A 20,425-nucleotide genomic window follows, 5' to 3' on the forward strand; every position below is an offset into this window, starting at 1 on the left:
GGGGTCAGAGCTTCTCGAGCGGCGCGTAGCGCAGCAGCAGCCGCTTGGTGCCGGTGTCGCCGAAGTCGACGTGGGCCATCGTCTTGTCCCCCTCACCCTCGACGCGCACGACCGTGCCGAGCCCGAAGGCGTCGTGCGTGACGCGGTCGCCCGCGTGCAGCGCGAGGATGGCCCGCTTGCCCGGGCTGCGCACCCCCGGCCGGGCGGCGAGGGTGGCGACAGCGGGCGCACCCGCCCCGCGGGCCCCACTGAAGGAGGGCCCGAGCCGCTGCCAGTCCACGAGGTCGGACGGGATCTCGTCGAGGAAGCGCGAGGCCGGGTGGTACTGCGGCGCGCCCCACGCGGAGCGCACCGCAGCCCGGGAGAGGTAGAGCCGCTCACGGGCCCGGGTGATGCCGACGTAGGCGAGGCGCCGCTCCTCCTCGAGCTCCTTGGCGTCGCCGAGCGCCCGCATGTGCGGGAAGGTGCCGTCCTCCATGCCGGTGAGGAAGACGACGGGGAACTCCAGCCCCTTGGCCGTGTGCAGGGTCATGAGCGTCACCACGCCGAGGGCCTCCGCCTCAGGTGAGTCCGGGATCTCGTCGGCGTCCGCGACGAGGGAGACCTGCTCGAGGAACTCCTCGAGGTCGGTCGCGGGGCCGACGTCCTCCGGCTCGAGCCCGGCTGGGTCCTCGGCGAGCCCCTCCTGGGCCTTGCGGTCGTCGAACTCCTGCGCGACGGCGACCAGCTCGGCGAGGTTCTCGATGCGGGTCTCGTCCTGCGGGTCGTGGCTCGCCCGCAGCTCCGCGAGGTAGCCGCTCTGCTCGAGGATCGCCTCGAGCAGGGTCGCCACCCCCGCCCCGCCGTCGCGCACCGTGCGCAGGCTCTCGAGCAGGTCCGTGAAGGCCTTGATCGCGGCCACGGACCGGGTCGCGATGCCGGGCGCGTCCTCGGGCCGGCCGAGCGCCGCCACGAAGGGGATCCGCTCCCGCTCGGCGAGCGCCGCGACGCAGGCCTCGGCCCGGTCACCGATGCCGCGCTTGGGGGTGTTGAGGATCCGGCGCAGGTTGACGGTGTCGGTGGGGTTGGAGATGACCCGGAGGTAGGCGAGGGCGTCCTTGACCTCCTTGCGCTCGTAGAAGCGGGTGCCGCCGACGACCTTGTAGGGCAGGCCGACGCGGACGAGCACCTCCTCGATGGCACGGCTCTGCGCGTTGGTGCGGTAGAAGATGGCGACGTCGCCGGGGCGGACGTCCTCCCGCTCGAGCTCGTCGATCTGCTTGGCGACGAAGGCCGCCTCGTCGTGCTCGTTGTCGGCGACGTAGCCGACGATGAGCGCGCCGTCGCCGGAGTCGGTCCACAGGTGCTTGGCGCGCCGGCCCTCGTTGCGGGCGATGACGGCGTTGGCCGCGCGCAGGATCCGCTGCGTCGAGCGGTAGTTCTGCTCCAGCAGGATCGTCCTCGCGTCGGGGTAGTCCTTCTCGAACTCGAGGATGTTGCGGATGCTCGCGCCGCGGAAGGCGTAGATGGACTGGTCGGAGTCGCCGACGACGGCGAGCTCGGCCGGCGGCACGGCATACTCCCTGCCCTCCCGCCCAGGACCCGGGCGCACCCCGACGAGCTCGCGGATGAGCTGGTACTGCGCGAGGTTGGTGTCCTGGTACTCGTCGACGAGGATGTGCCGGAAGCGCCGGCGGTAGTACTCGGCCACGTCGGGGAAGGCCTGCAGGATGTTGACGGTCATCATGATGATGTCGTCGAAGTCGAGGGCGTTGGCCTGCCGCAGCCGGCGCTGGTAGCCGGTGTAGGCCTCGGCGAGCGTCCGCTCGGAGTGGTTGGCGCCGTGGCTGCCCTCGGCGACCTGGGCGGCATAGGTCTCCTCGTCGATGAGGTCGTTCTTGAGGTTGCTCACCTGCGCCGAGAAGCTGCGCGACGGGTAGCGCTTGGGGTCGAGGTCGAGGTCGCGCAGCACGAGCGACATGAGGCGCTGGCTGTCGGCGGCGTCGTAGATGGAGAAGGTCGACTTCATGCCGACCTTGGCCGCCTCCCGGCGCAGGATCCGCACGCACGCCGAGTGAAAGGTCATGACCCACATGGCCCGGGCCCGGGGCCCCACGAGCGCCGCGACCCGCTCGCGCATCTCTGCGGCGGCCTTGTTGGTGAACGTGATGGCGAGGATCTGGCCGGGCTGGGCACCGCGCTGCCCGAGCAGCCAGGCGATGCGATGGGTGAGCACCCGCGTCTTGCCCGACCCCGCCCCGGCGACGATGAGCAGCGGGCTGCCCTCATGGACGACGGCCTCGCGCTGCTGCGGATTGAGGCCCTCGAGCAGGGTGCCGGGGTCCGCGCCGGTATGCCGCTCGTCCTGCGACACGCCGCCCCGGGCCGCCGCCTCCGCCCAGGTCGGCACGCCCTGCTCCGTGACGTCCCTCGGGCGCCCCGGCGCGGGAACGCCGGGGCCGAGACCGGAGATGGGCAGGTCATCGAACAGCGTGCTCATGATCGGACCAGCCTACGTGCCCCCGCCGACACACCTCCCAGCCCCGCAGATATCTGGGGGGCCAGATAGCGCCCCAGCGATACCCAGCCCCCCAGATATCTGGGGTGTGGTGGGATCGGGCGATGACGGGGTTCACCATCCGGGACGCGACGGCGGCCGACGTGCCCGACCTCCTGCGGCTCGTGCGGGAGCTCGCCGTCTACGAGAAGGAGCCCGAGGCCGCCACCGCGACGCCCGAGCAGTTCGCGGCGGCGCTCTTCCCGCCCAGGGGCGGCCCCACGGCATACGCCCTGGTCGCCGAGCGGGCCGGCCACGTCGTCGGGATGGCGATCTGGTTCCCGTCCTTCTCCACGTGGACCGGGCGCAGCGGGCTGTGGCTCGAGGACCTCTTCGTCGAGCCGGAGCAGCGCGGCCTGGGGATCGGCACGGCGCTGCTCGGACGCCTCGCTCAGGTCTGCGTCGAGCGCGGCTGGACCAGGCTCGAGTGGTGGGTGCTCGACTGGAACACCCCCTCCATCGAGTTCTACCGCGCGCACGGGGCCGTGGCCCAGGACGAGTGGACGACGTACCGCCTCGACGGCGAGGCCCTGGCGCGGCTGGCCCGGTCGTAGGCCGGCGGGGCCGGCCCGGTCGTAGGCTGGCGCGCATGACCACCGCCACCAGCGTCGTCGTGACGCGCCCCGGAGACCGTGACGTCCTGGAGACCCGCTCGGCCGAGCTCGGGCCCCCGGCGCCGGGCGAGGTGCAGGTCGAGGTGGCCGCCGCAGGGGTCAACTTCATCGACGTCTACCAGCGTCAGGGGGTCTATCCCATCCCCACCCCCTTCGTCCTCGGGCAGGAGGGTGCCGGCACGGTCGTCGCCGTCGGCCCTGACGTCGACGGGTATGCCGCCGGCGACCGGGTCGCGTGGTGCCAGTCGCTCGGCAGCGAGGCCACGGTGGTCAACAAGCCGGGCTCCGCGCTTGTGCGCGTCCCCGACGGCCTCGACCTCGAGGTGGCCGCCGCCGCGATGCTGCAGGGCCTCACGGCGCACTACCTCGTCACCTCCACGTATGCCGTCAAGCAGGGCGACGTCGCGCTCGTCCACGCGGCCGCGGGCGGAGTGGGCCAGCTGCTCGTGCAGATGGTCACCGCGCGCGGCGGCTCGGTCGTCGCGACGGCTGGCTCCGACGAGAAGTGCGAGATCGCCCGCTCGCTGGGTGCTACGGCGGCCATCAACTACTCCGAGGTGCCCGACCTCGCGGCCGCGGTCCGTGCGGCGGCCGGGCGGGGCGTCGACGTCGCCTACGACGGGGTGGGCAGGTCCACCTTCGAGGCATCCCTGGCGTCGCTGCGGCCGCGCGGCCTGATGGTGCTCTTCGGCGGCGCGAGCGGCCAGGTGCCGCCCTTCGACATCCAGCGGCTCAACCAGCTCGGCTCCCTCTTCCTGACCCGGCCCTCGATCGGCGCCTATATCGCGACGCGCGAGGAGTACGAGTGGCGGGCCAGCGAGGTGCTCGGCGCCCTCGCCGACGGGTCGCTGCACCTCGAGATCGGCGGGCGCTACCCGCTGACCGAGGCGGCGGCGGCATACGAGGCGCTCGAGGGCCGGCGCACGACGGGCAAGCTCATCCTCGTCCCCGGGGACTGATCTGGAGCCCCTCCGAGCAGCGCGGGTCGGGACGAAAGTGGCCACTCGACGTGGGGGGGTGGGACGAAAGTGGCCACTCGACGTGAGGGGGGTGGCCACCCCCGGTCGAGTGGCCAGTTCCGTCCCAGGCACGCGTCGGGGCGCGGGGGACGGTCGCCGCGGCCGTATGCCGCCGAGCGGCCGTTAGACTGGACCGGCTCTGGCGGGTTTGTCCCTTGTCGGGGGCACGCCGGCGCACCGACGGCACGCGACCGACCGCGACCACAGGAAGAGCAGAGCACGACGTGAGGGCACGAGACAGATGAGCAGCGCGACTGCCGGTTCGATCGTCGAGATCAACGGCCACGCCGTCGACATCAGCGGCCTCCGGCCGGTGGGCACCCGGCCACCGCTCGGCGACTACATTCGTGGCATCTGGGGCCGTCGCCACTTCATCCGGGCCGACGCGCGGGCCCGCGCCCTGTCGAGCAACCGCGACATGCTCCTCGGCAACGGCTGGCTCATCGGCCGGCCACTTCTCGACGGCTTCGCGTTCTTCCTCGTCTTCGGGGTCATGTTGGGCACGTCGAAGGGCGTCGACAACTACATCGCCTGGCTGCTCATCGGTGTCTACCTGTTCTCCTTCACGTCGCGATCCTTGACCGAGGGCGCCACGGCGATGAGCGCCGGCAAGAACATCATCCGCGCCTTCGCCTTCCCGCGCGCCACCGTGCCGATCGCCATCGTGCTGCGCCAGGTCATCTCCACGCTCCCCGTGATCATGATGATGCTCGTCATGATCGCGGTCATCCCGCCACGAGCCACCATCACGTGGCTGTGGGCGCTCTACCCGCTCGTGTTCGTGCTCCAGTCCATGTTCAACGCCGGCCTCGTCTTCTATGCCGCGCGCATCACCTCCGCGATCCCCGACGCCCGGCTGCTGTTCGGCTTCATCACCAGGTTCTGGATGTACGGCTCAGGTGTCATGTTCGCGCTCGACCGCTTCATCAACCACCCCCGCCTGTTGACCGTCCTCGAGCTCAACCCGCTCTACTGCGTGCTCGAGCTCTCCCGCGACCTCCTCGTCTACGGCAAGGTGCCCGACCCCAAACTGTGGATCACCCTCACCCTGTGGGCCGTGTTGACCCCGCTCATCGGCTTCCTCTACTTCTGGCAGGGCGAGGAGGAGTACGGCCGTGAGTGACCTCGACAGCGAGATCGGGCACCTCGTCCCGCCTGACGCGGCCGAGGCGGGCACCGCCGACACCGAGGATGCCGCCCGTGACGCCCCCAAGAAGGGCATCGAGGTGCCCCTGGGAGCCCCGTCGGTCGTCGTGCGCAACCTCTGCGTCCACTACAAGGTGCCGATGTCGGCCCGGGACGACATCGGCGGCCACCGTCGCCTGTCCCGCGGTCGCCGCCTGCTGCGCAGGCTCGGCTGGTCCGCCTCGGTGACCGTCAAGGCGGTCGACGACGTGAGCTTCGCGGTGCGCTCCGGCGAGTCGGTCGGCGTCGTCGGTCACAACGGCTCGGGCAAGAGCACGCTGCTGCGGGTCATCGCCGGCCTCGAGACACCCACGTCGGGCAGCATTCTCGCCGCCTCCACCCCCTCCTTCCTCGGCGTCAACGCGGCGCTGCTGCCGGAGCTGTCGGGCCGCGAGAACGTCCGCATCGGCCTGCTCGCGATGGGCAAGAGCCCTCGGGAGGTGCGGGCAGCCATGCCGGAGGTCATCGAGCTCGCCGGCATCGGCCCGTCGATCCACCTGCCGATGAAGACCTACTCCTCCGGCATGTCGGCCCGTCTCCGGTTCGCCATCGCCGCCGCCGCACGCCCCGAGATCCTGCTCATCGACGAGGCCCTCGCCACCGGTGACGCGGCCAGCAAGGACCGCAGCGAGGCCAAGATGGCCGAGATCCGGGAGCACGCGGGCACGATCTTCCTCGTCTCCCACGCCGCCCAGACCATCGAGGAGATGTGCACCCGGGCCATCTGGCTGCACCAGGGCGAGCTCGTCGCCGACGGACCGGCCTACGAGACCGCCCGCGCCTACCGCTGGTGGGCCTGGAACGTCGCCAAGGGCGAGCACGACAAGGCGGCCGGACTGCTCGACGATGCGCGGGCCCGACTGAGGCAGAGCCACCCCACGGAGAGGAACTCATGAGCAAGCGCGTCATGACCATCTACGGCACCCGCCCGGAGGCCATCAAGGTCGCCCCGGTCATCAAGGCCCTCGAGGCCAGCCAGGCCCTCGAGTCGGTCACCGTGGTGACCGGCCAGCACCGCGAGATGCTCGACCAGGTCAACGAGATCTTCGGCATCGTCCCAGACCACGACCTCGACGTCTTCGCCCACCGGCAGACGCTCAACACCCTCATGTCCAAGGTCTTCGACGGCCTCGACGGCATCCTCGAGTCCGAGGCCCCGGACGCCGTCGTCGTCCAGGGCGACACCTCGACGGTCGCGGCCGCCTCGATCGCGGCGTTCTACCGCAAGGTCCCCGTCGTGCACGTCGAGGCCGGCCTGCGCAGCGGTGACATCCATTCGCCGTTCCCGGAGGAGGCCAACCGCAAGATCACCTCCCAGGTCACGGCGCTGCACCTCGCGCCCACGCCGACGTCGAAGGCCAACCTCCTGCGCGAGGCCGTCGACCCGGCCACGATCGCGGTCACGGGCAACACGGTCATCGACGCCCTGCTGCACACCGTCAGGCAGGACATTCCCTTCACCGACCCGCACCTGAAGGAGATCGAGGCCTCCGGCCGGCCGATCCTCCTCGTGACGACGCACCGCCGCGAGAACTGGCACGTCATGGAGGTCGTGGGCCGCGCCGTCGCCCGCCTCGCGCGCGATTTTCCGCAGTATGCCGTCGTGCTGCCGGCGCACCGCAACCCCATCGTCCGTGAGGCGGTCCTCCCGGCGCTCGAAGGGCTCGACAACGTCCTCGTCACGGAGCCGATGCCCTACGGCGAGTTCACCCGGATCATGTCCGCGGCGACCATCGTGCTCACCGACTCCGGCGGCGTGCAGGAGGAGGCGCCCTCGCTCGGCAAGCCTGTCCTCGTGATGCGGGAGAACACCGAGCGGCCCGAAGCCGTGGAGGCCGGCACGGTGAAGCTCATCGGCACCGACGAGGAGCGCATCGTCGCCGAGGTGAGCCGGCTCGCCACGGACCCACAGCACTACGCCAGCATGGCCAACGCGGTCAACCCCTACGGCGACGGCCAGGCGGCCGCGCGCTCCGTGGCGGCCATCGAGCAGCTGCTCGGCGTGGGGACGCGGATTCCCGACTTCGGCCTCTGAACCGGAGCACGGCACGCGTGACGACATGAAGGTGCGGGAGCAGGAGTGAGACGCAGGTCCCTGGCGGCGATCGTGGCCGCCGCCGTCGTCGTGCTCGCGCTCGGCGTCGCCGCGGTGCTGCTCCTGACCGGCCGCGCGGGTGAGGCACCCGGCCCGGCGCCGCAGCCCGTCCCCCAGGCGATCCCCGGCGGCTTCGAGGGGGACCCGGCTCGCGCGGGGTGGGTGCTGACTGCCGGCGACGGCGTGGTGAGCCCCACGACGACCAAGGCGCACTCCGGCAGCGCATCCCTGCAGCTCACGGGCACGGAGGGGGGAGCCCCGGCCTCCGCGGCCCTCCCGCGCCTGCCCGTGGTGCCCGGGCGCACGTATGCCGCCGGGGCCTTCTCGCTCGTCGGCACGGGCCGGCAGGAGCTCGTCGTGCAGTTCCGCGACGGCGCGGGACAGCCGATCACCGACGCGTCCGCGCCCACCGGCACGACGACCGGCGCGTGGTCGCGGGTCTCCACGACCGCCACGGCCCCGCCGGGCGCTGCCTCTGCGACCCTCACCCTCACCGCCATCGACGGTGTCCAGAGCGCGGTCAGCTGGGACGACGTCAGCTTCGTCGACAGCGCCGTGCCCAACGGGGGCGTCGAGGCGGAGGGGCCCGACTCGAGCTGCCCGCAGGCGTGGACCTGCGTGGCCCCGGCCGGGAGCGACAGCGCCCGCACGACGAGCGAGCGGCACTCCGGGGCGGCCGCGCTGCTGCTGACCGACGGCTCCGCCGACGAGGCCGTCACAGCCGTCACGGGCCCCGTGCAGGTGGCGCCCTCGGTCGGGCAGACGTTCTCCGCATGGGTCCTCGTCGACTCCGGGGAGCCGACCGCCGGCCTCACGGTGCGCTGGTACGACGCCGCTCGCACCCTCCTGGCCACGGACGTCCACGACGGCCTGCGCACCGACGCGGGGGCCTGGACGCAGGTGGAGGTCACCGACCCCGCGCCGGACACGGCGGCATACGCGACCGTCGAGGTGCACACGAGCGCGACCGGCCAGGGCCGGGCCGTCTGGGACGACGTCGCCGTCGAGCCGGCACCCGGCACCGGCCCGCAGCGCTGGAGCACCGAGCGGGTCGCCCAGCTCGACGGCTTCACGACGACGGCGACGTCGCGGGTGCTCAACGTGGGTGGCCGCCCGAAGCTGGCCACCATCGTCTCCGGCGACCCGGCGAGCCTCCAGATCGCCGACGTGCAGACCGGGACGGTCGACGACGTGCGCCGGCTGCCCGGGCTCGTCCACGGCTGGGGCCTGACGGAGAGCGCCGACGGCCGCTCGCTCTACGTCGGCGGCGGCTCCGGCCACCTGCTGCGCTACGACCCCGCGACGAAGTCGCTGACCGACCTGGGCCGGGCCACGCCAAGAGCCCGCCTCGTCTTCGACCTCGCGACCGGCCCTGACGGGCGCGTATGGGGCGCCAGCTATCCGGGAGGAGAGGTCTGGGCCTATGACCCGGCGACCCAGGCGTTCACCGTCCTCGACCCGGTCGGCTCGGGACACGACTACGCGCGCAGCATCGCGGTGGACCGGGACTGGGTCTACGTCGGGACCGGGTCGGTCAACCCCGACATCGTCCGCATCTCCGCGGCGGACCCGTCGAGGCGCACGACGATCGCCCTGCCCGACCCTGTGGCGAGCGGCTTCGTCGTGTCCCTCGACCTGCACGGCCGCTACCTCGCGGCGCGGCTGCCGGAGGGGCGGCGTGGTGTCTACGACACCGTGAGCCAGACGTGGGACGTGCCGCTCAGCCAGGACGCCGGCGGCAGGCAGATCCAGCAGACCCCGACGAGCACGACGGTCGACGGCGCGCCGTTCTACTACTTCACCAACGGCCGCCTGTGGCGGGTGGACCCGCAGGCCACCGGTCCCGCAGCCAAGCGGGCGGTGGCCACCGTGGCCGCACCCGAGGGCCGCGACCGGGCGGTCGTGCGCACCCGGATCGGCGGCGTCGACGGCGACTGGATCCTGTCCTTCGACGGCGTCGACACCGTGACGGCGCTCAACGTGAGCGCGCTGCCCCCGGCGACCGGCGCGAGCCTGCCGGCTGCCCCGGTGCGGACGCTCCGCCTGCACCTGCGCCCCAGCCCGGTGCCGATCAAGTCGCTCGCCGTCGGCTCCCGCGGGGAGGTGCTCGTCGGCGGCTTCGGCGGGTCGAGCCTGTCCATGCTCGACCCCGCCGACCCGCAGCCCCGGCTCACCCCGCTCATCTCGGACCCGGTCGGCCGGGACGTCTTCGGGGAGGTGGAGGGGATGGTCTCCAACGGCCGCTTCGACTTCTTCGGCAGCTACACCTCGGCCCGCCTCTTCCGCCGCGACTCGACCCTGCCGTGGGTGGACGGCGAGAACCCGCGCCTGCTCGCGACGCTCGGCCCCACCCTCGGGCAGGACCGCCCCCTCGCCTGGGCCACATCCGGCGACCGCACCGTCTTCGGCACCGTGCCGCAGTACGGCCGCCTCGGCGGGGTGCTCGGGTGGTTCGACGGGGCCGACACCACGCCGCAGACCGTGTGGTGCCCCGTGCCCGACCAGAGCGTCGTCGCCCTCGCCGGCGCCGGACACGTCGCCTACGGCGGCACGTCGCGCTGGGGCGGCCTCGGCGTGCGCCCCAGCACCGCGAGCGCGGAGCTCTTCGCCTACGACCTCGAGAGCCGCCAGGCGCTCTGGCACGTGGCCCCGCTGCCCGGGGCGCAGGCGTTCACGGCGGTGCTCCTCGACTCCGAGGGCCGGCTCTGGGCGGCCACCTCGACCACCCTCGTCGAGCTCGACCGCGCGAGCGGCAGGGTGCGACGCACCCTGCCGCTCCTGCCCGGGGCGGAGCGGGACGAGCCGACCTACCGGGGCGCCGACCTCGCCGAGCTGGACGGCCGGGTCGTCGTCGCGGCCCAGGGGCGCCTGTATGCCGTGGACCCCGACACGCTCGCGGTCGACACCATCGCCAGCCGGGGCGTGGCGCCGGCAAAGGTCCGGGCGATCGACGGCCTGCTCTACTTCCCGTCCCGGTCGGTCCTCCTGCGGGCCACGTCGTGGTGAACCATCTGCGACAGGCCGCGGGTAGAGTGCCTGCGTGGTGGCGTCGGTGAGTGACGAGCGCGCCTCGACGTCGGACGACGGCGTGGACATCCGGGCCTTCGGCCCGGGCGGCATCGCGGTCCGGGCCCGCGCGGCGGAGGCTCACTCGGTGGCGTTCCACCTCTTCCGGGGAAGCGATCGCGTCGAGGCGACGCCCTACGTGAGGGAGTCGATCCACACCTTCCGGGTGTCGCGGCCCGGCACCTACCGGTGCCGGGTCTTCGTCCGGACCACCCGCGGCGAGCGCTTCGCGCTTGTCAGCGACCGCCTGGAGCTCACGGCGGGCGCCGTGACCCCCGGCGCACCGGGTGACTCTGCCGCGAGCCCAGAGCAGCTGCCCTCCGACAGCGACTACGACCGCTTCCTGCCGGACACGCCCGTCGTGGCGTGGCCGTCCATCGAGGCCTTCCTGGCGTCACCCGCGTGGACCCCGGGCGTGCACGTCGTGCGCACGCCGACCGGGCTGCACGTCGACCTCTACATCGGGGGCGACCTCAGCACCATCCCGGAGGGCCGCGCGCTGCCGGTCATCTTCTCGGGCGCCGTCACCAAGCGGAGCTGGCACTTCGGCCCGTTCTTCTCCGGCATCGGCCTGGGCAGGAGCGTCGAGTCGCCGTTCGTGGCCATCAGCGACCCGACCCTCAACCTCGACGTCACCCTCAAGCTCGGTTGGTATGCCGGTCGCGCCGGGGACGAGCTGCAGACCGCCCTGCTGCGGCTGCTCGCCGAGGTCCAGACCCGACACGGGCGCGAGCTGCTGCTCGTCGGCGGGTCGGGAGGCGGCTTCGCGTCGCTCTTCAACGCCGCCCGGCTGCCCTGCCCCGTCTCGGCCTTGGTCTGGAACCCGCAGACCGACCTCCTGGACCATATCCCCCGGGTCGTGTCCGAGTACCTCTCCGTCGCCCTCGGTGTGCCGCGCCGTGCCGTGGCCACGATGTCGCGTGCCGAGCGGTCCGCGGCACTGCGCCGAGGGGACGTCGAGCACAACGTGGTCCCCGACGTCGAAGGCGGCGGGCGCCGCCGGGTGCTCTACCTGCAGAACTCGGGTGACTCTCACGTCGCCGAGCACGCCGCGCCGTATCTGCGCCGGGGCCGCTTCCGATCTCTGGGCGCCGGCCGCTGGGTCGACGACGCAGGCTCGCTCGTGCTGCTGGCCGACATGAGTGAAGGCCACGACCCCCCGCCCCGGCCGGTCCTCGTCGAGGCGCTGCGGCACCTGCTCGACGTGGGGACCTCCCCCCTCGCGGTCGTCGACCGGCTGCGCCACCAGGGCCTCATCCCCGCGGAGGGGCTGGATGCCCTGCCCGGTGAGCCGCAGCGCCTGCGCACCTTCATCATGGGCAGCTGCGTGGCGCGGGACACCTTCGAGTTCCTCGACCCCCGGTTCTTCGAGCTGCGCGGCTACCTGGCCCGCCAGAGCCTCATCAGCGCCTTCGGCGCGGTCGCCCAGCCGCCCATCGACCCGGCCCGGCTCACGAGCCCCTTCCAGCGGCGGATGCTGGAGGCCGACGCGCGGTCCGCGCTGCCCGGCATGCTCCGGCAGCTGGCGCCCGACGTCGACCTGCTGCTGTGGGACCTCGTCGACGAGCGGCTCGGCATCCTCGACCATCCCGACGGCGGCGTGAGCACCGACTCGGTCGAGGTGCGCTCGCAACCGTCGGAGGTGGCGTCCTCCGGCCTCACGCACGTCGGTTTCGGCACGCCCGAGCACCTGGCCCGCTTCAGCGCGGTCCTGCCGGCCTGGCGGGACCTGCTGGCGAGCCTCGGCCTGCTCGACCGGACCGTGCTGGTGGCCCCCCCGTGGGCCACCCGGTCCACGACGGGCGAGCTCACGCCGTCGAGCTTCGGGCTCGATGCGCAGGAGGCCAACCGACTCACCCAGCCCTACCTCGACCGGGCGGTCGAGGTGCTCGGTGTCGAGGTGGTGGGCCGGTCGCTCGAGGCGGCCCGCGCGCTGGCCACGCACCAGTGGGGCCTGGCCCCGTTCCACTACGACGACCGCACGTATCGCGACCTGGCGACCGAGATCGCCGCAGCCGCGAGCCGGATCCTGCGGCCACCCGGCTGGGACGGCGGCGACCCTGCCGACCGGACGCGCATCCCGACGGCTCAGGAGCGCAGCCCGTTGGGCAAGGAGGTGCTGTCGGTGTCCCTGGTCCAGACCGGTCCCTTGGAGGTCACCGCGACGGTCACCGCGTCGGACGTCGAGGCGTGCGCCTTCTCGCTGCACCGGGGCGGGGAACGGCTCGCCCTGACGCCCTACCGGCGCGAGGTCACGCACACGTTCACCGTGCCGCGGCCCGACACCTACCGGTGTCGGGTGTTCGTGCGCAAGACGGACGGGCAGCGGGTGCCCGTCACGAGCTCACCCGTGCGCGTGCGCTGACCGCCGCCGCGCCTCGACGCGGGCGCGGATCTCGCCCGCGAGATGGGCGTAGGCCTCGTCCGTGTAGTGGAACGGGCTCGGGCCCCACTTGTGCGTCTCGGTGGACTGCGCCAGCTCGTCGGGAAGCCGGATCATCTCGAACCCCACCTCCGCGAGCCGGGCGAAGTAGCGCTCGTACTGCTCGTTGGCCACGTCGGGAGGCGTCATCCATCCGGGCACGGGCACCTTGGCCCCCGACGGCATGTCGCTCGCCCACGGAGTGCGCAGCACGATGACCTTGTCGAAGAGGTCCAACGCGCGCAGCCGGGCGGCGACGCGCTCCACGGCCGCGGACCACAGCGCGAAGTGCTCGTCGGTGCCGAACGCGACGTGGCGGCCGCCGGACGTGGCCGCCGCTCCCCCGGCGCTCCACAGCTCGGAGAGCTTCGTCACGTAACCGCCCCCGACGGACACGACGCCACCGCGCTCGTCGACGAGGTCGACGAGGACGACGTCGATCTCGCCAGCGAGTCGTTCGAGGACCTCCAGGAGGTCACCGCGCACGTCGCCGCGGACCACGCGGTCCTGGAAGGCCGACGGCAGCTGCTTGAGCCGGCCGGCCACGCCCTCGGCCGGTACGCCGGCGCTCACCCACGACTGCCGGGCGACGTAGGTCAGCAGGCGGAACGAGCCCGGCAGCACCTCGAACGTGTCCCGGGACACACAGCTGCCGTGGATGAGGACCCGCGTCTCGGCCTCTCCCGTCGCACCATGGTCGTCCGCCGTCGACGTCGCCTGGTGGGCCATGGTCACGGGAGCACGGCCGACGACATGGGTGCGCCCGAGAGCAGGCGCAGGAGCGAGTCGGTGACCGCCGGGAGGGCGAAGCGCTCGCGCGCCACGCGCTGGTATGCCGCGGGGTCCCGCTCCACCGTGGCCACCCGGTCGGCGAGGGCGTCGACCGTGGGGCTGATCCACTCGCGCGGGTAGACGAGGTCGGAGCCCGGCCAGGCGAGGAGCGCGGGCAGCGCACCGGTCGCCGCGCCGTCGGCGATGGTGAGGTGGAAGGACTCGAAGTCGCTCACCGAGAGCGCGACGCCGATCCCGGCATACCACTCGGGCATGTCGTCGCCGTGCCCGTCGAAGACGACGGCGTCGGGGAACGAGGCGTTGAGGCCCTCGATCCGGGCGTACTGCGCCTCGTAGTAGGCCATCTCGTCCGGTCGGTCGAGCATCCACGGGTAGTCTTCCGGGATCTTGCCCTTGATCCGCAGCCGGTAGCGGCCGTCGCGCTCGAGGAGCCGCTCGAGGACGTCGAGGGCCAGGTCGAGCCGCTTCGACTGCGGCACGATGCCGACGAGCCCGAGTGCCCACTGCGCACCGTCGTGCTTCGGCAGGTCGAGCGCGCCGACGTCGACGGCGTTGGGCACCACGTGGCACTTCTCCCGGGGCACCCCGTGGCTGTGGATCGCGGCCTCGCGGATGAGGTCGCCGACGAAGACGTAGGCGTCCACCGCCTCGTGCCGGATCTGGGCCAGCTGCGGCCGGCGCAGCTCCTGCGAGTGCACCCGCACGACCAGACGCTGGTCCGGCTGGACCCGCTTGGAATACCAGACGGCGTTGCCGAGCGCCCACTCGCACAGCACGATGTCGGCCCGCTCGAGCAGCTGCTGCGAGCGCTCCTCGTCGTGCTGCGTGTGCGTCTGCCACTCGTCGAGCAGCACCTCGGCGCCGGCGGTCTCGAGGGCCTCGATGGCGAACCTGGCGAACTTCAGGTCGTGGCCGGCGACGACGACGGTGCGCCCGGCGACGCCGCCCGCCCGGATGGACGCCGTCAGGGCCGCGGCCCGCGCGACGGCCTGCCCGGACACCGGCGCCGGCTCCCACGGCACGAGCAGCTCCACGCCGCGCACGTCGTCGGACCGCAGGGCCGCGTCGAGGTCTCCGGTGCGGGCGAGGACGTCCGCCGCGACGAGGCCATCGACCGAGTCCACGCGCTCGACCGGCGAGGCCATGGGCCGGCCGTGCTCGAGCTGCGGGTCGCTGACCGGCGCGATCCGCTCCCACGACCCGAAGAGGGTCGCGAGCAGGAGGTCCTCGAAGTGCGTCCGGGAGACCGGGCTGGTGAGGCGCCCGACGAAGTCTGCCGCCGCCGAGCCGTCGCCGTCGCCGCCGTCGCCGCCGTCGCCACCGCCGTTCCCGCGGGGCACCGAGCCGGTCCACTGCGAGACCGCCACGCCGAGGGGGGTGAGGGCCTGCGACGCGGCCTCGAGGCCGTCCGTCACCCAGACGCGCCGCGGGAGGACGGACTGGGCGGCCACCGCGGCGAGCAGGTCCGGGCGCGACCCGTCGAGCACGACGGCATACGAGGGCATCTGCGGTCCGGTCACCGGGATGCCGGCGGTCCGGGCGAGGATCGTCAGGGCGGTGCCGACCGTGTGCGAGCGCAGCACCGCGCGCATCTGCAGCCACGCCTCGCGCAGCCGTGACTGGGGGTCGACGGCCCAGTCGCGCAGCAGCGCGCGCCACACGAGGGCGTCGCCCGTGCTCGGGATCGCCGTGCCGAAGGTCTCCTCGATGCCCCGGCCCGGCCCGGAGAGCACCACCCCGCCGCACGCGGCCACCTCGACGACCCGGCGCGAGAACATCGAGGGCGAGTCGGCGACGGAGTTGACGTTGAGGTTGGCCAGGTGCGACTTGTAGGAGTCGATGACCTCGCCGTAGGGCAGGCTCCCGCGCACGTCGCGCTGGAAGGCAGGCGGGAAGTGGTAGGGCGAGTCGGGGATCGCGGCCTGGCGGTCGTAGATGGCCAGGCCGTGGGGGCGGGCCGCGCCGAGGAGCTTTGCCAGCTCCGCCGACCGCTGCGCGTAGCGGTCGCCGTAGTACGTGCCGGCATAGGCGATGGTGCGCTCGAAGGGCCGCCGGCCCGGGAGCGGGTTGTGGATGCGCGGCTGGGCGTAGAACGGCAGCGACGACGCGGTGCGCAGCCGCCCGACCCCGGCCTGCAGGTAGCGCACGACCATGTTGCCGTCGGTCGTGAACACGTGGTCGCAGCGCGACGCCGTCGCCACGAACCGGGCGTAGTGCACGGGGTCTTCCTTGTTCCAGAAGACGGTGGGTATGCCGCGCTGCCTGGCGGCCGCGAGGAGGCCCGCCATCGCGCGGTCCTCCTCCGGCGAGTAGTAGCCGACGCCCCGGTGCCACTGGCCGCCGTTGCCCTCCCACGCCGACTCGATGAAGACGAGGTCCAGGCCCTGCTCGAGCTGGGCCGGCCACCCCTCCCGGTCCAGGGGCACGACCTGCACCGACTCCGACAGGGTCGAGGTGGTGAACTCGTCGGCGATGAGGCCGACCCGCAGGTCGGACGGGGCCCGGGTCCGGGCGGGGTCGACGAGGGCGTCGTGCTCCGACGCGGCGGCCGCGTGCGCTTCCCGCATGGCTGCGCCGAGCGTCGACCAGTTGCGCTCGTCGACGCACCACAACCGGCCGGCCCGGCCGAGGTCGGCGCGCAGCCGCGGGTCCTCGATGAGGCGGGCCAGCACGTCGGCCAGCGCCTCCGCGTCGCCCGCTGGGAAGAGCAGGGCCCGCTCCTCGTCCGGGCCGGCGATGTCGATGTGCGGCGCCACGTCCGACAGGACCACGGCCTTGCTCGAGCTCAACGCCTCGAGGGGCTTGAGCGGCGAGACCATCTCGGTGACCGGGAGGGAGAGCCGGGGGCACGGCATGATGTCGAAGAGGCTGAGCACCCGCGGCATCTCCTCCGCGGGCACGCGGCCGAGGAAGCGCACGTGCGCGTCGAGGCCGAGCTCGGCGACCCGGGCCTTGAGCTCCGGCTCCGCGCTGCCCGACCCGGCGAGCCCGACCTGGAAGCCGATGCCCCGGTCCCGCAGGATGGCCGCCGCGTCGACGAGCGTGGCGAGGCCCTCGTAGGGGACCATGCTCCCGGCGAAGCCGATGACGGGCACGTCCGTGCGGACTTTGCGGCGGGCGGCATACGCCACGTCCTTGGGCAGCGGGACGAACTCCGCGGGGTCGACCGCGTTGGGCGCCAGGCGGATCCGCTCGGGGTCGACGCCGCGGCGCAGCAGCTCGTCCCGGGTCTGGGTGGTGATGGCGAGCACGACGTCGGCCTCGGTGGCGACGAGGGTCTCGAGCCCCACCTGCTCGGCGAAGCGCTCGGTGTCCTCCCACCCGGGCTTGTCCGAGGCCTCGGTGATCTCCCACAGGCCCCGCACCTCGTAGACGAAGGGCAGGCCGAGGCGGCGGGCCGCGATGAGGGCGGCGAGGCCCACGCGGTGGTTGGACGCGGCGTGGATCAGGCTCGGGCGGGTGAGCCGCGCCTCGCGGACGAAGGCGTCGGCGCACTGGAGGACGTAGTGGTCGACGGGGCTGGTGCCGAGGTTGGCGCCGGGCAGGTGGACGTAGTCGATGCCGTCGACGCGGGCGACGTGCCGGCGACTGGTCGGCCGGGTGCCGTCGATCTTGGCGTCCCACGGGTAGCCGGCGCGCGCGACGACGACGACGTCCGCGCCGGCGCTGCGCAGCCCCTCCGCGACGCCCTTGGTGCGCAGCGAGTAGCCGTTGGAGTTGAAGGCGGGGGTCGAGTAGGCGCAGTACATGACCCGGTCGCGCTCCGGCCGGTATGCCGGGCCGCTCGCCCGCGGCGGGATATCGAGGCCCTGCGTGATCACCCGGTCGCCGCCGAGGATGCGGGCGGCGAGGTCCTTGCTGCGGTGGTCCAGCGCCTCCGCGTGGTCGGGGTGCTCGCGCAGGAGCCGGGCCGGCACGGTGATCAGGCCCTGCTGGTACCACGCCCGGGAGAGCACGTGCCCCAGACGCTCGGGACCGGGCTGCTCGTGGAAGCGCTCGACGAGCTCGTCGAAGGTGTACTCGCTGAGGCGGCGGGGCACCGACGGCGGCGGGCTGGCGGTGTCGGGGACCTCTCCGACCGACGGGTCGGTGACGCTCGGCTCGGGCTCCACCGCCGCCTGCAGCGGCGGCGCCTCTATGGCGGCGACGGGCGCTGGCGTCGCGGGGCGGGCGGGCCGGCGCAGCAGCGCCGCCGGTCGCGCCAGGGTGCGGCCGATCCGGTAGGCCTGCGAGGCCCGCAGCCGCTTGAGGTCGGCCTTGAGGCGGGCCGACTCGGCGCGGTAGGCGTCGAGGGCGCCGTGAGCGCTGCCCAGGCGCCGCTTGAGGTCGCGGTTCTCCGCCTCGACCTTGCGCAGGCGGGCCAGCTCCTTCTCGAGCTCGGCGATGCGCTTGCGTGCGGCCACGTCGCGCGCCTGCAGGCCCTGGTACCTCGTGCGCAGGACGGCGGGGTCGGCCGTGAAGTCCTGCAGCAGCTGGCGCTCCAGGACTGCCGGGTCGCGGCTCTCGTCAGCATGCATGGGTCGCTCCCTTCCCCTCTGCGCGATCTACCGTGGCGGACTCCGTCATGCGCAGCAGGGCCGAGCGCACGGAGCCCACGTCGCCCACCACCGCCTTCGCTGGAAAGCTCATCGCGGCCATTTCACTGCCGGGAGCGACGAGGGCGAAGATCCGGGCGCCCGTCCCCTTGTAGTCGCTGAGCTTCGAGGGCAGAAAGGGGTTGGCGACCGGAAAGCCTCCGGTCTGCGTGTCCTGGACCAGCAGGTAGTCGAAGGCCTTCGCCGCCTGCAGGAAGCGCAGGTAGGGCAGCTCGTCGTGGGCGCTCACAAGCTGACCGATTCCCGCTCTTTCTGCCGCCGCACGGACGGCCGCGGACCCGGCCGAGAAGATGTGCACGGAGAATCGGTTGCGCTGCTCCCTCGGCAGGCTGCGCAGAGCCTCGATCATGACTCCCAGTCCGCGGTTGGCGTAGAAGGTCCCGAAGTAGCCGATCGAGATACGGTCGCGCGGTGGGTGGACGGATGGCACCCCGGCATACCACTCGGCTGGCGGCGTGGGGTGGGGACTGACGATCGAGCGCGCCAACACCTGCCGCCTGAGCTCGGTATCTCCCAGGTCGCCGACCATGACCTCTCGCTGCTGGACGTTGGTGAAGACGAGCTCGTCAGCGAGGGCGAATGGGAGGAGCTGCGCCGCACGGAGGACCCCGGGAGATGCCCCGAGCTCGCGCTGGAACGCAGGGCTCAGGCCCCCGAAGAGTCGGCGGCTGATCGGGTCAGCCCGTACCGCGTCGCTCGTCCGAGCAGAACCATCGACGTGCCACAGGAGCGGGTCGGAGAACTCGGCCGTCCACCGGGTCGAGGGCGCCTCCGCCTTGACGTACGCAGCAAGGAAATGCGAGTGCGGCCACATGGTTCGTGAGTACACCGAGTGATACGCCCGGCCGCCCCGCCACGAATGCACGACTGCGGCCCCCCTCGCGACGAACGCCCTGATTCCGGGCCACTGCGCAAAGACGGGCGTGCCCGGAACCGCGATCCTGCGCCGGACATACGGAGCGACTAGTGCATCCAGTGACGAGTCCGAGCGGCGGATCTTGCTCAGGTCTTGGCTGACCACGTCGACGGGGCGTCCTCGCTCGACGACCCGTTTGGCCACAGTGACCGCCGAGGCGTCGACGAAGGGCGGGAAGTTGTATGCGACGACGAGGTCCTGAGCCGAGCCGTGATGCGTGCTCTGGGTCACGAGCTCGCTCGCGGAGTCGGACGACGACGCGGTCATCCGGATAGTCCGAGACCTACGGACTCGAGGAGGATGGTGGCGCGGTCGAAGGCGTCGCGATCCTGCCGGGCCAGGCCAGGACAGACGTACTCGTTCACGTCCAGGTAGCTGGCCACCAACACGGCGACTCCCAGGTCGGCGAACCCCATCTGCCGGTCCGTCCCCCGCGGGGAAAGCATCGCCGCGTTGGTGGCGATCGCCATCGTGTCCCCCTCGGTGCGGATCCCGGCAAAGGAGGAGACGCTGTCGATGAGCAGCTCCTCGCGCAGGCCCGAACCGACAGAGTCTCCAGCGTGACGCAGGCCAAGGGTCCGTCCGCCGCGAGTGATCGGCAGCGCGCCTCTGCTCACCGACACGCAATGAACCCACCGCATGCCGAAGAACTCACCGATCCGCTGGGCGGTGAGCGCGGAAACCGGCTTGGGCACCTCCATGGGACCGGCCAGCCACGGCGCGAACGCCAAGGTGGCGCCCACAGCCACCCGGTCGGGGCTTACGCCGTCAAGTGCCACCCCGATCTCGAGATCGGTGACCGGCGGGCAGCCATCGAACTCATCGATCTCTGCCGAGAGGACGCTCGCGTGGTTCGCGGTCGTCGTCTTGAAGCGCATGAGCGGTCCTATCTGCTAATGAAGGAGTCGAGGCCCGCGACGGGGGTCGCCGACGACGTCTCGAGAAGGACTTCGTCGTGACGTCCGGCGATGCCTCTCACGGCAAGCAGCGTCCGGACCTTCGAGGTGCTGTTGTCAACCAGCGCAAGCACCACCCTCGCGGAGCCCGTCGGCCAGACAAGATCCCGGGTCAGGGTGGCGTTGACTCCGGCGACAGAGCGGATCTGGTCGGCGACCTCGACGTGGTCCTGGCCGTCGTGGAGGACCACCGTGATCCAGGCGTCGCCGCCGTCACCAGATCCGTACA

General features: G+C 72.6%; 13 protein-coding genes. 7 read left to right on the plus strand and 6 right to left on the minus strand.

The window, feature by feature from the left end; translation table 11 throughout:
- Window positions 1-4: 4 nt before the first annotated feature.
- Complete coding sequence (gene pcrA, locus VFJ94_RS01115; RefSeq protein ID WP_325002324.1) at window positions 5-2,479, minus strand: DNA helicase PcrA; 2,475 nt, start codon at window positions 2,477-2,479, stop codon at window positions 5-7.
- Between the two features lie 122 nt (window positions 2,480-2,601).
- Here pcrA and VFJ94_RS01120 point away from each other — a divergent pair, with 122 nt between their 5' ends.
- The 7 genes from VFJ94_RS01120 to VFJ94_RS01150 all read left to right on the plus strand — a co-directional run bounded on the left by VFJ94_RS01120 (window position 2,602) and on the right by VFJ94_RS01150 (window position 12,880).
- Window positions 2,602-3,090 (plus strand): GNAT family N-acetyltransferase, encoded by a 489-nt coding sequence (locus VFJ94_RS01120; RefSeq protein WP_325002325.1) that lies wholly within the window; start codon window positions 2,602-2,604, stop codon window positions 3,088-3,090.
- Window positions 3,091-3,125: 35 nt separating this feature from the next.
- On the plus strand, window positions 3,126-4,109 hold the full coding sequence (locus tag VFJ94_RS01125; RefSeq protein WP_325002326.1) for a quinone oxidoreductase: 984 nt from the start codon (window positions 3,126-3,128) through the stop codon (window positions 4,107-4,109).
- Window positions 4,110-4,410: 301 nt separating this feature from the next.
- Entirely contained in the window at window positions 4,411-5,292 is an 882-nt protein-coding gene (locus tag VFJ94_RS01130) for an ABC transporter permease (RefSeq protein WP_325002327.1), read from the plus strand.
- Entirely contained in the window at window positions 5,285-6,250 is a 966-nt protein-coding gene (locus VFJ94_RS01135) for an ABC transporter ATP-binding protein (RefSeq protein ID WP_325002328.1), read from the plus strand. The genes VFJ94_RS01130 and VFJ94_RS01135 overlap by 8 nt, the downstream gene beginning before the upstream one ends.
- Window positions 6,247-7,389: a non-hydrolyzing UDP-N-acetylglucosamine 2-epimerase gene (wecB, locus tag VFJ94_RS01140; RefSeq protein ID WP_325002329.1), complete on the plus strand. Its 1,143-nt coding sequence runs from the start codon at window positions 6,247-6,249 to the stop codon at window positions 7,387-7,389. Before VFJ94_RS01135 ends, wecB begins: the two co-directional genes overlap by 4 nt.
- Window positions 7,390-7,434: 45 nt before the next feature.
- Window positions 7,435-10,455: a hypothetical protein gene (locus VFJ94_RS01145; RefSeq protein WP_325002330.1), complete on the plus strand. Its 3,021-nt coding sequence runs from the start codon at window positions 7,435-7,437 to the stop codon at window positions 10,453-10,455.
- 46 nt (window positions 10,456-10,501) lie between these two features.
- Window positions 10,502-12,880 carry a DUF6270 domain-containing protein gene (locus tag VFJ94_RS01150; RefSeq protein ID WP_325002331.1) on the plus strand — a complete coding sequence of 793 codons (2,379 nt, stop codon included), beginning with the start codon at window positions 10,502-10,504 and terminating at the stop codon, window positions 12,878-12,880.
- Here VFJ94_RS01150 and VFJ94_RS01155 read toward each other — a convergent pair.
- The 5 genes from VFJ94_RS01155 to VFJ94_RS01175 all read right to left on the minus strand — a co-directional run.
- Window positions 12,860-13,666: a DUF6270 domain-containing protein gene (locus tag VFJ94_RS01155; protein ID WP_325002336.1), complete on the minus strand. Its 807-nt coding sequence runs from the start codon at window positions 13,664-13,666 to the stop codon at window positions 12,860-12,862. The genes VFJ94_RS01150 and VFJ94_RS01155 overlap by 21 nt on opposite strands.
- 2 nt (window positions 13,667-13,668) lie before the next feature.
- Window positions 13,669-18,246 carry a glycosyltransferase gene (locus VFJ94_RS01160; protein ID WP_325002332.1) on the minus strand — a complete coding sequence of 1,526 codons (4,578 nt, stop codon included), beginning with the start codon at window positions 18,244-18,246 and terminating at the stop codon, window positions 13,669-13,671.
- On the minus strand, window positions 18,236-19,138 hold the full coding sequence (locus VFJ94_RS01165) for a hypothetical protein (RefSeq protein ID WP_325002333.1): 903 nt from the start codon (window positions 19,136-19,138) through the stop codon (window positions 18,236-18,238). The genes VFJ94_RS01160 and VFJ94_RS01165 overlap by 11 nt, the downstream gene beginning before the upstream one ends.
- 365 nt (window positions 19,139-19,503) lie before the next feature.
- The gene (locus VFJ94_RS01170; RefSeq protein WP_325002334.1) at window positions 19,504-20,118 is read right to left on the minus strand and encodes a hypothetical protein; all 615 of its coding nucleotides are present in this window, start codon (window positions 20,116-20,118) and stop codon (window positions 19,504-19,506) included.
- An 8-nt stretch (window positions 20,119-20,126) separates the two neighbouring features.
- Window positions 20,127-20,425 (minus strand): hypothetical protein (locus tag VFJ94_RS01175; protein WP_325002335.1); only part of this gene is annotated, 299 nt, incomplete at its 5' end.

It is taken from the genome of Intrasporangium sp., assembly GCF_035688975.1.
GTDB lineage: Bacteria > Actinomycetota > Actinomycetes > Actinomycetales > Dermatophilaceae > CALMNV01.

Bases quoted from the DNA above. Each gene is read 5' to 3' on its own strand.
- VFJ94_RS01165 (WP_325002333.1), bottom strand. From the start codon at position 19,138: ATGTGGCCGCACTCGCATTTCCTTGCTGCGTACGTCAAGGCGGAGGCG.
- pcrA (WP_325002324.1), bottom strand. From the start codon at position 2,479: ATGAGCACGCTGTTCGATGACCTGCCCATCTCCGGTCTCGGCCCCGGC.
- VFJ94_RS01125 (WP_325002326.1), top strand. From the start codon at position 3,126: ATGACCACCGCCACCAGCGTCGTCGTGACGCGCCCCGGAGACCGTGAC.
- VFJ94_RS01160 (WP_325002332.1), bottom strand. From the start codon at position 18,246: ATGCATGCTGACGAGAGCCGCGACCCGGCAGTCCTGGAGCGCCAGCTG.
- VFJ94_RS01130 (WP_325002327.1), top strand. From the start codon at position 4,411: ATGAGCAGCGCGACTGCCGGTTCGATCGTCGAGATCAACGGCCACGCC.
- VFJ94_RS01170 (WP_325002334.1), bottom strand. From the start codon at position 20,118: ATGCGCTTCAAGACGACGACCGCGAACCACGCGAGCGTCCTCTCGGCA.
- VFJ94_RS01120 (WP_325002325.1), top strand. From the start codon at position 2,602: ATGACGGGGTTCACCATCCGGGACGCGACGGCGGCCGACGTGCCCGAC.
- VFJ94_RS01155 (WP_325002336.1), bottom strand. From the start codon at position 13,666: ATGGCCCACCAGGCGACGTCGACGGCGGACGACCATGGTGCGACGGGA.
- wecB (WP_325002329.1), top strand. From the start codon at position 6,247: ATGAGCAAGCGCGTCATGACCATCTACGGCACCCGCCCGGAGGCCATC.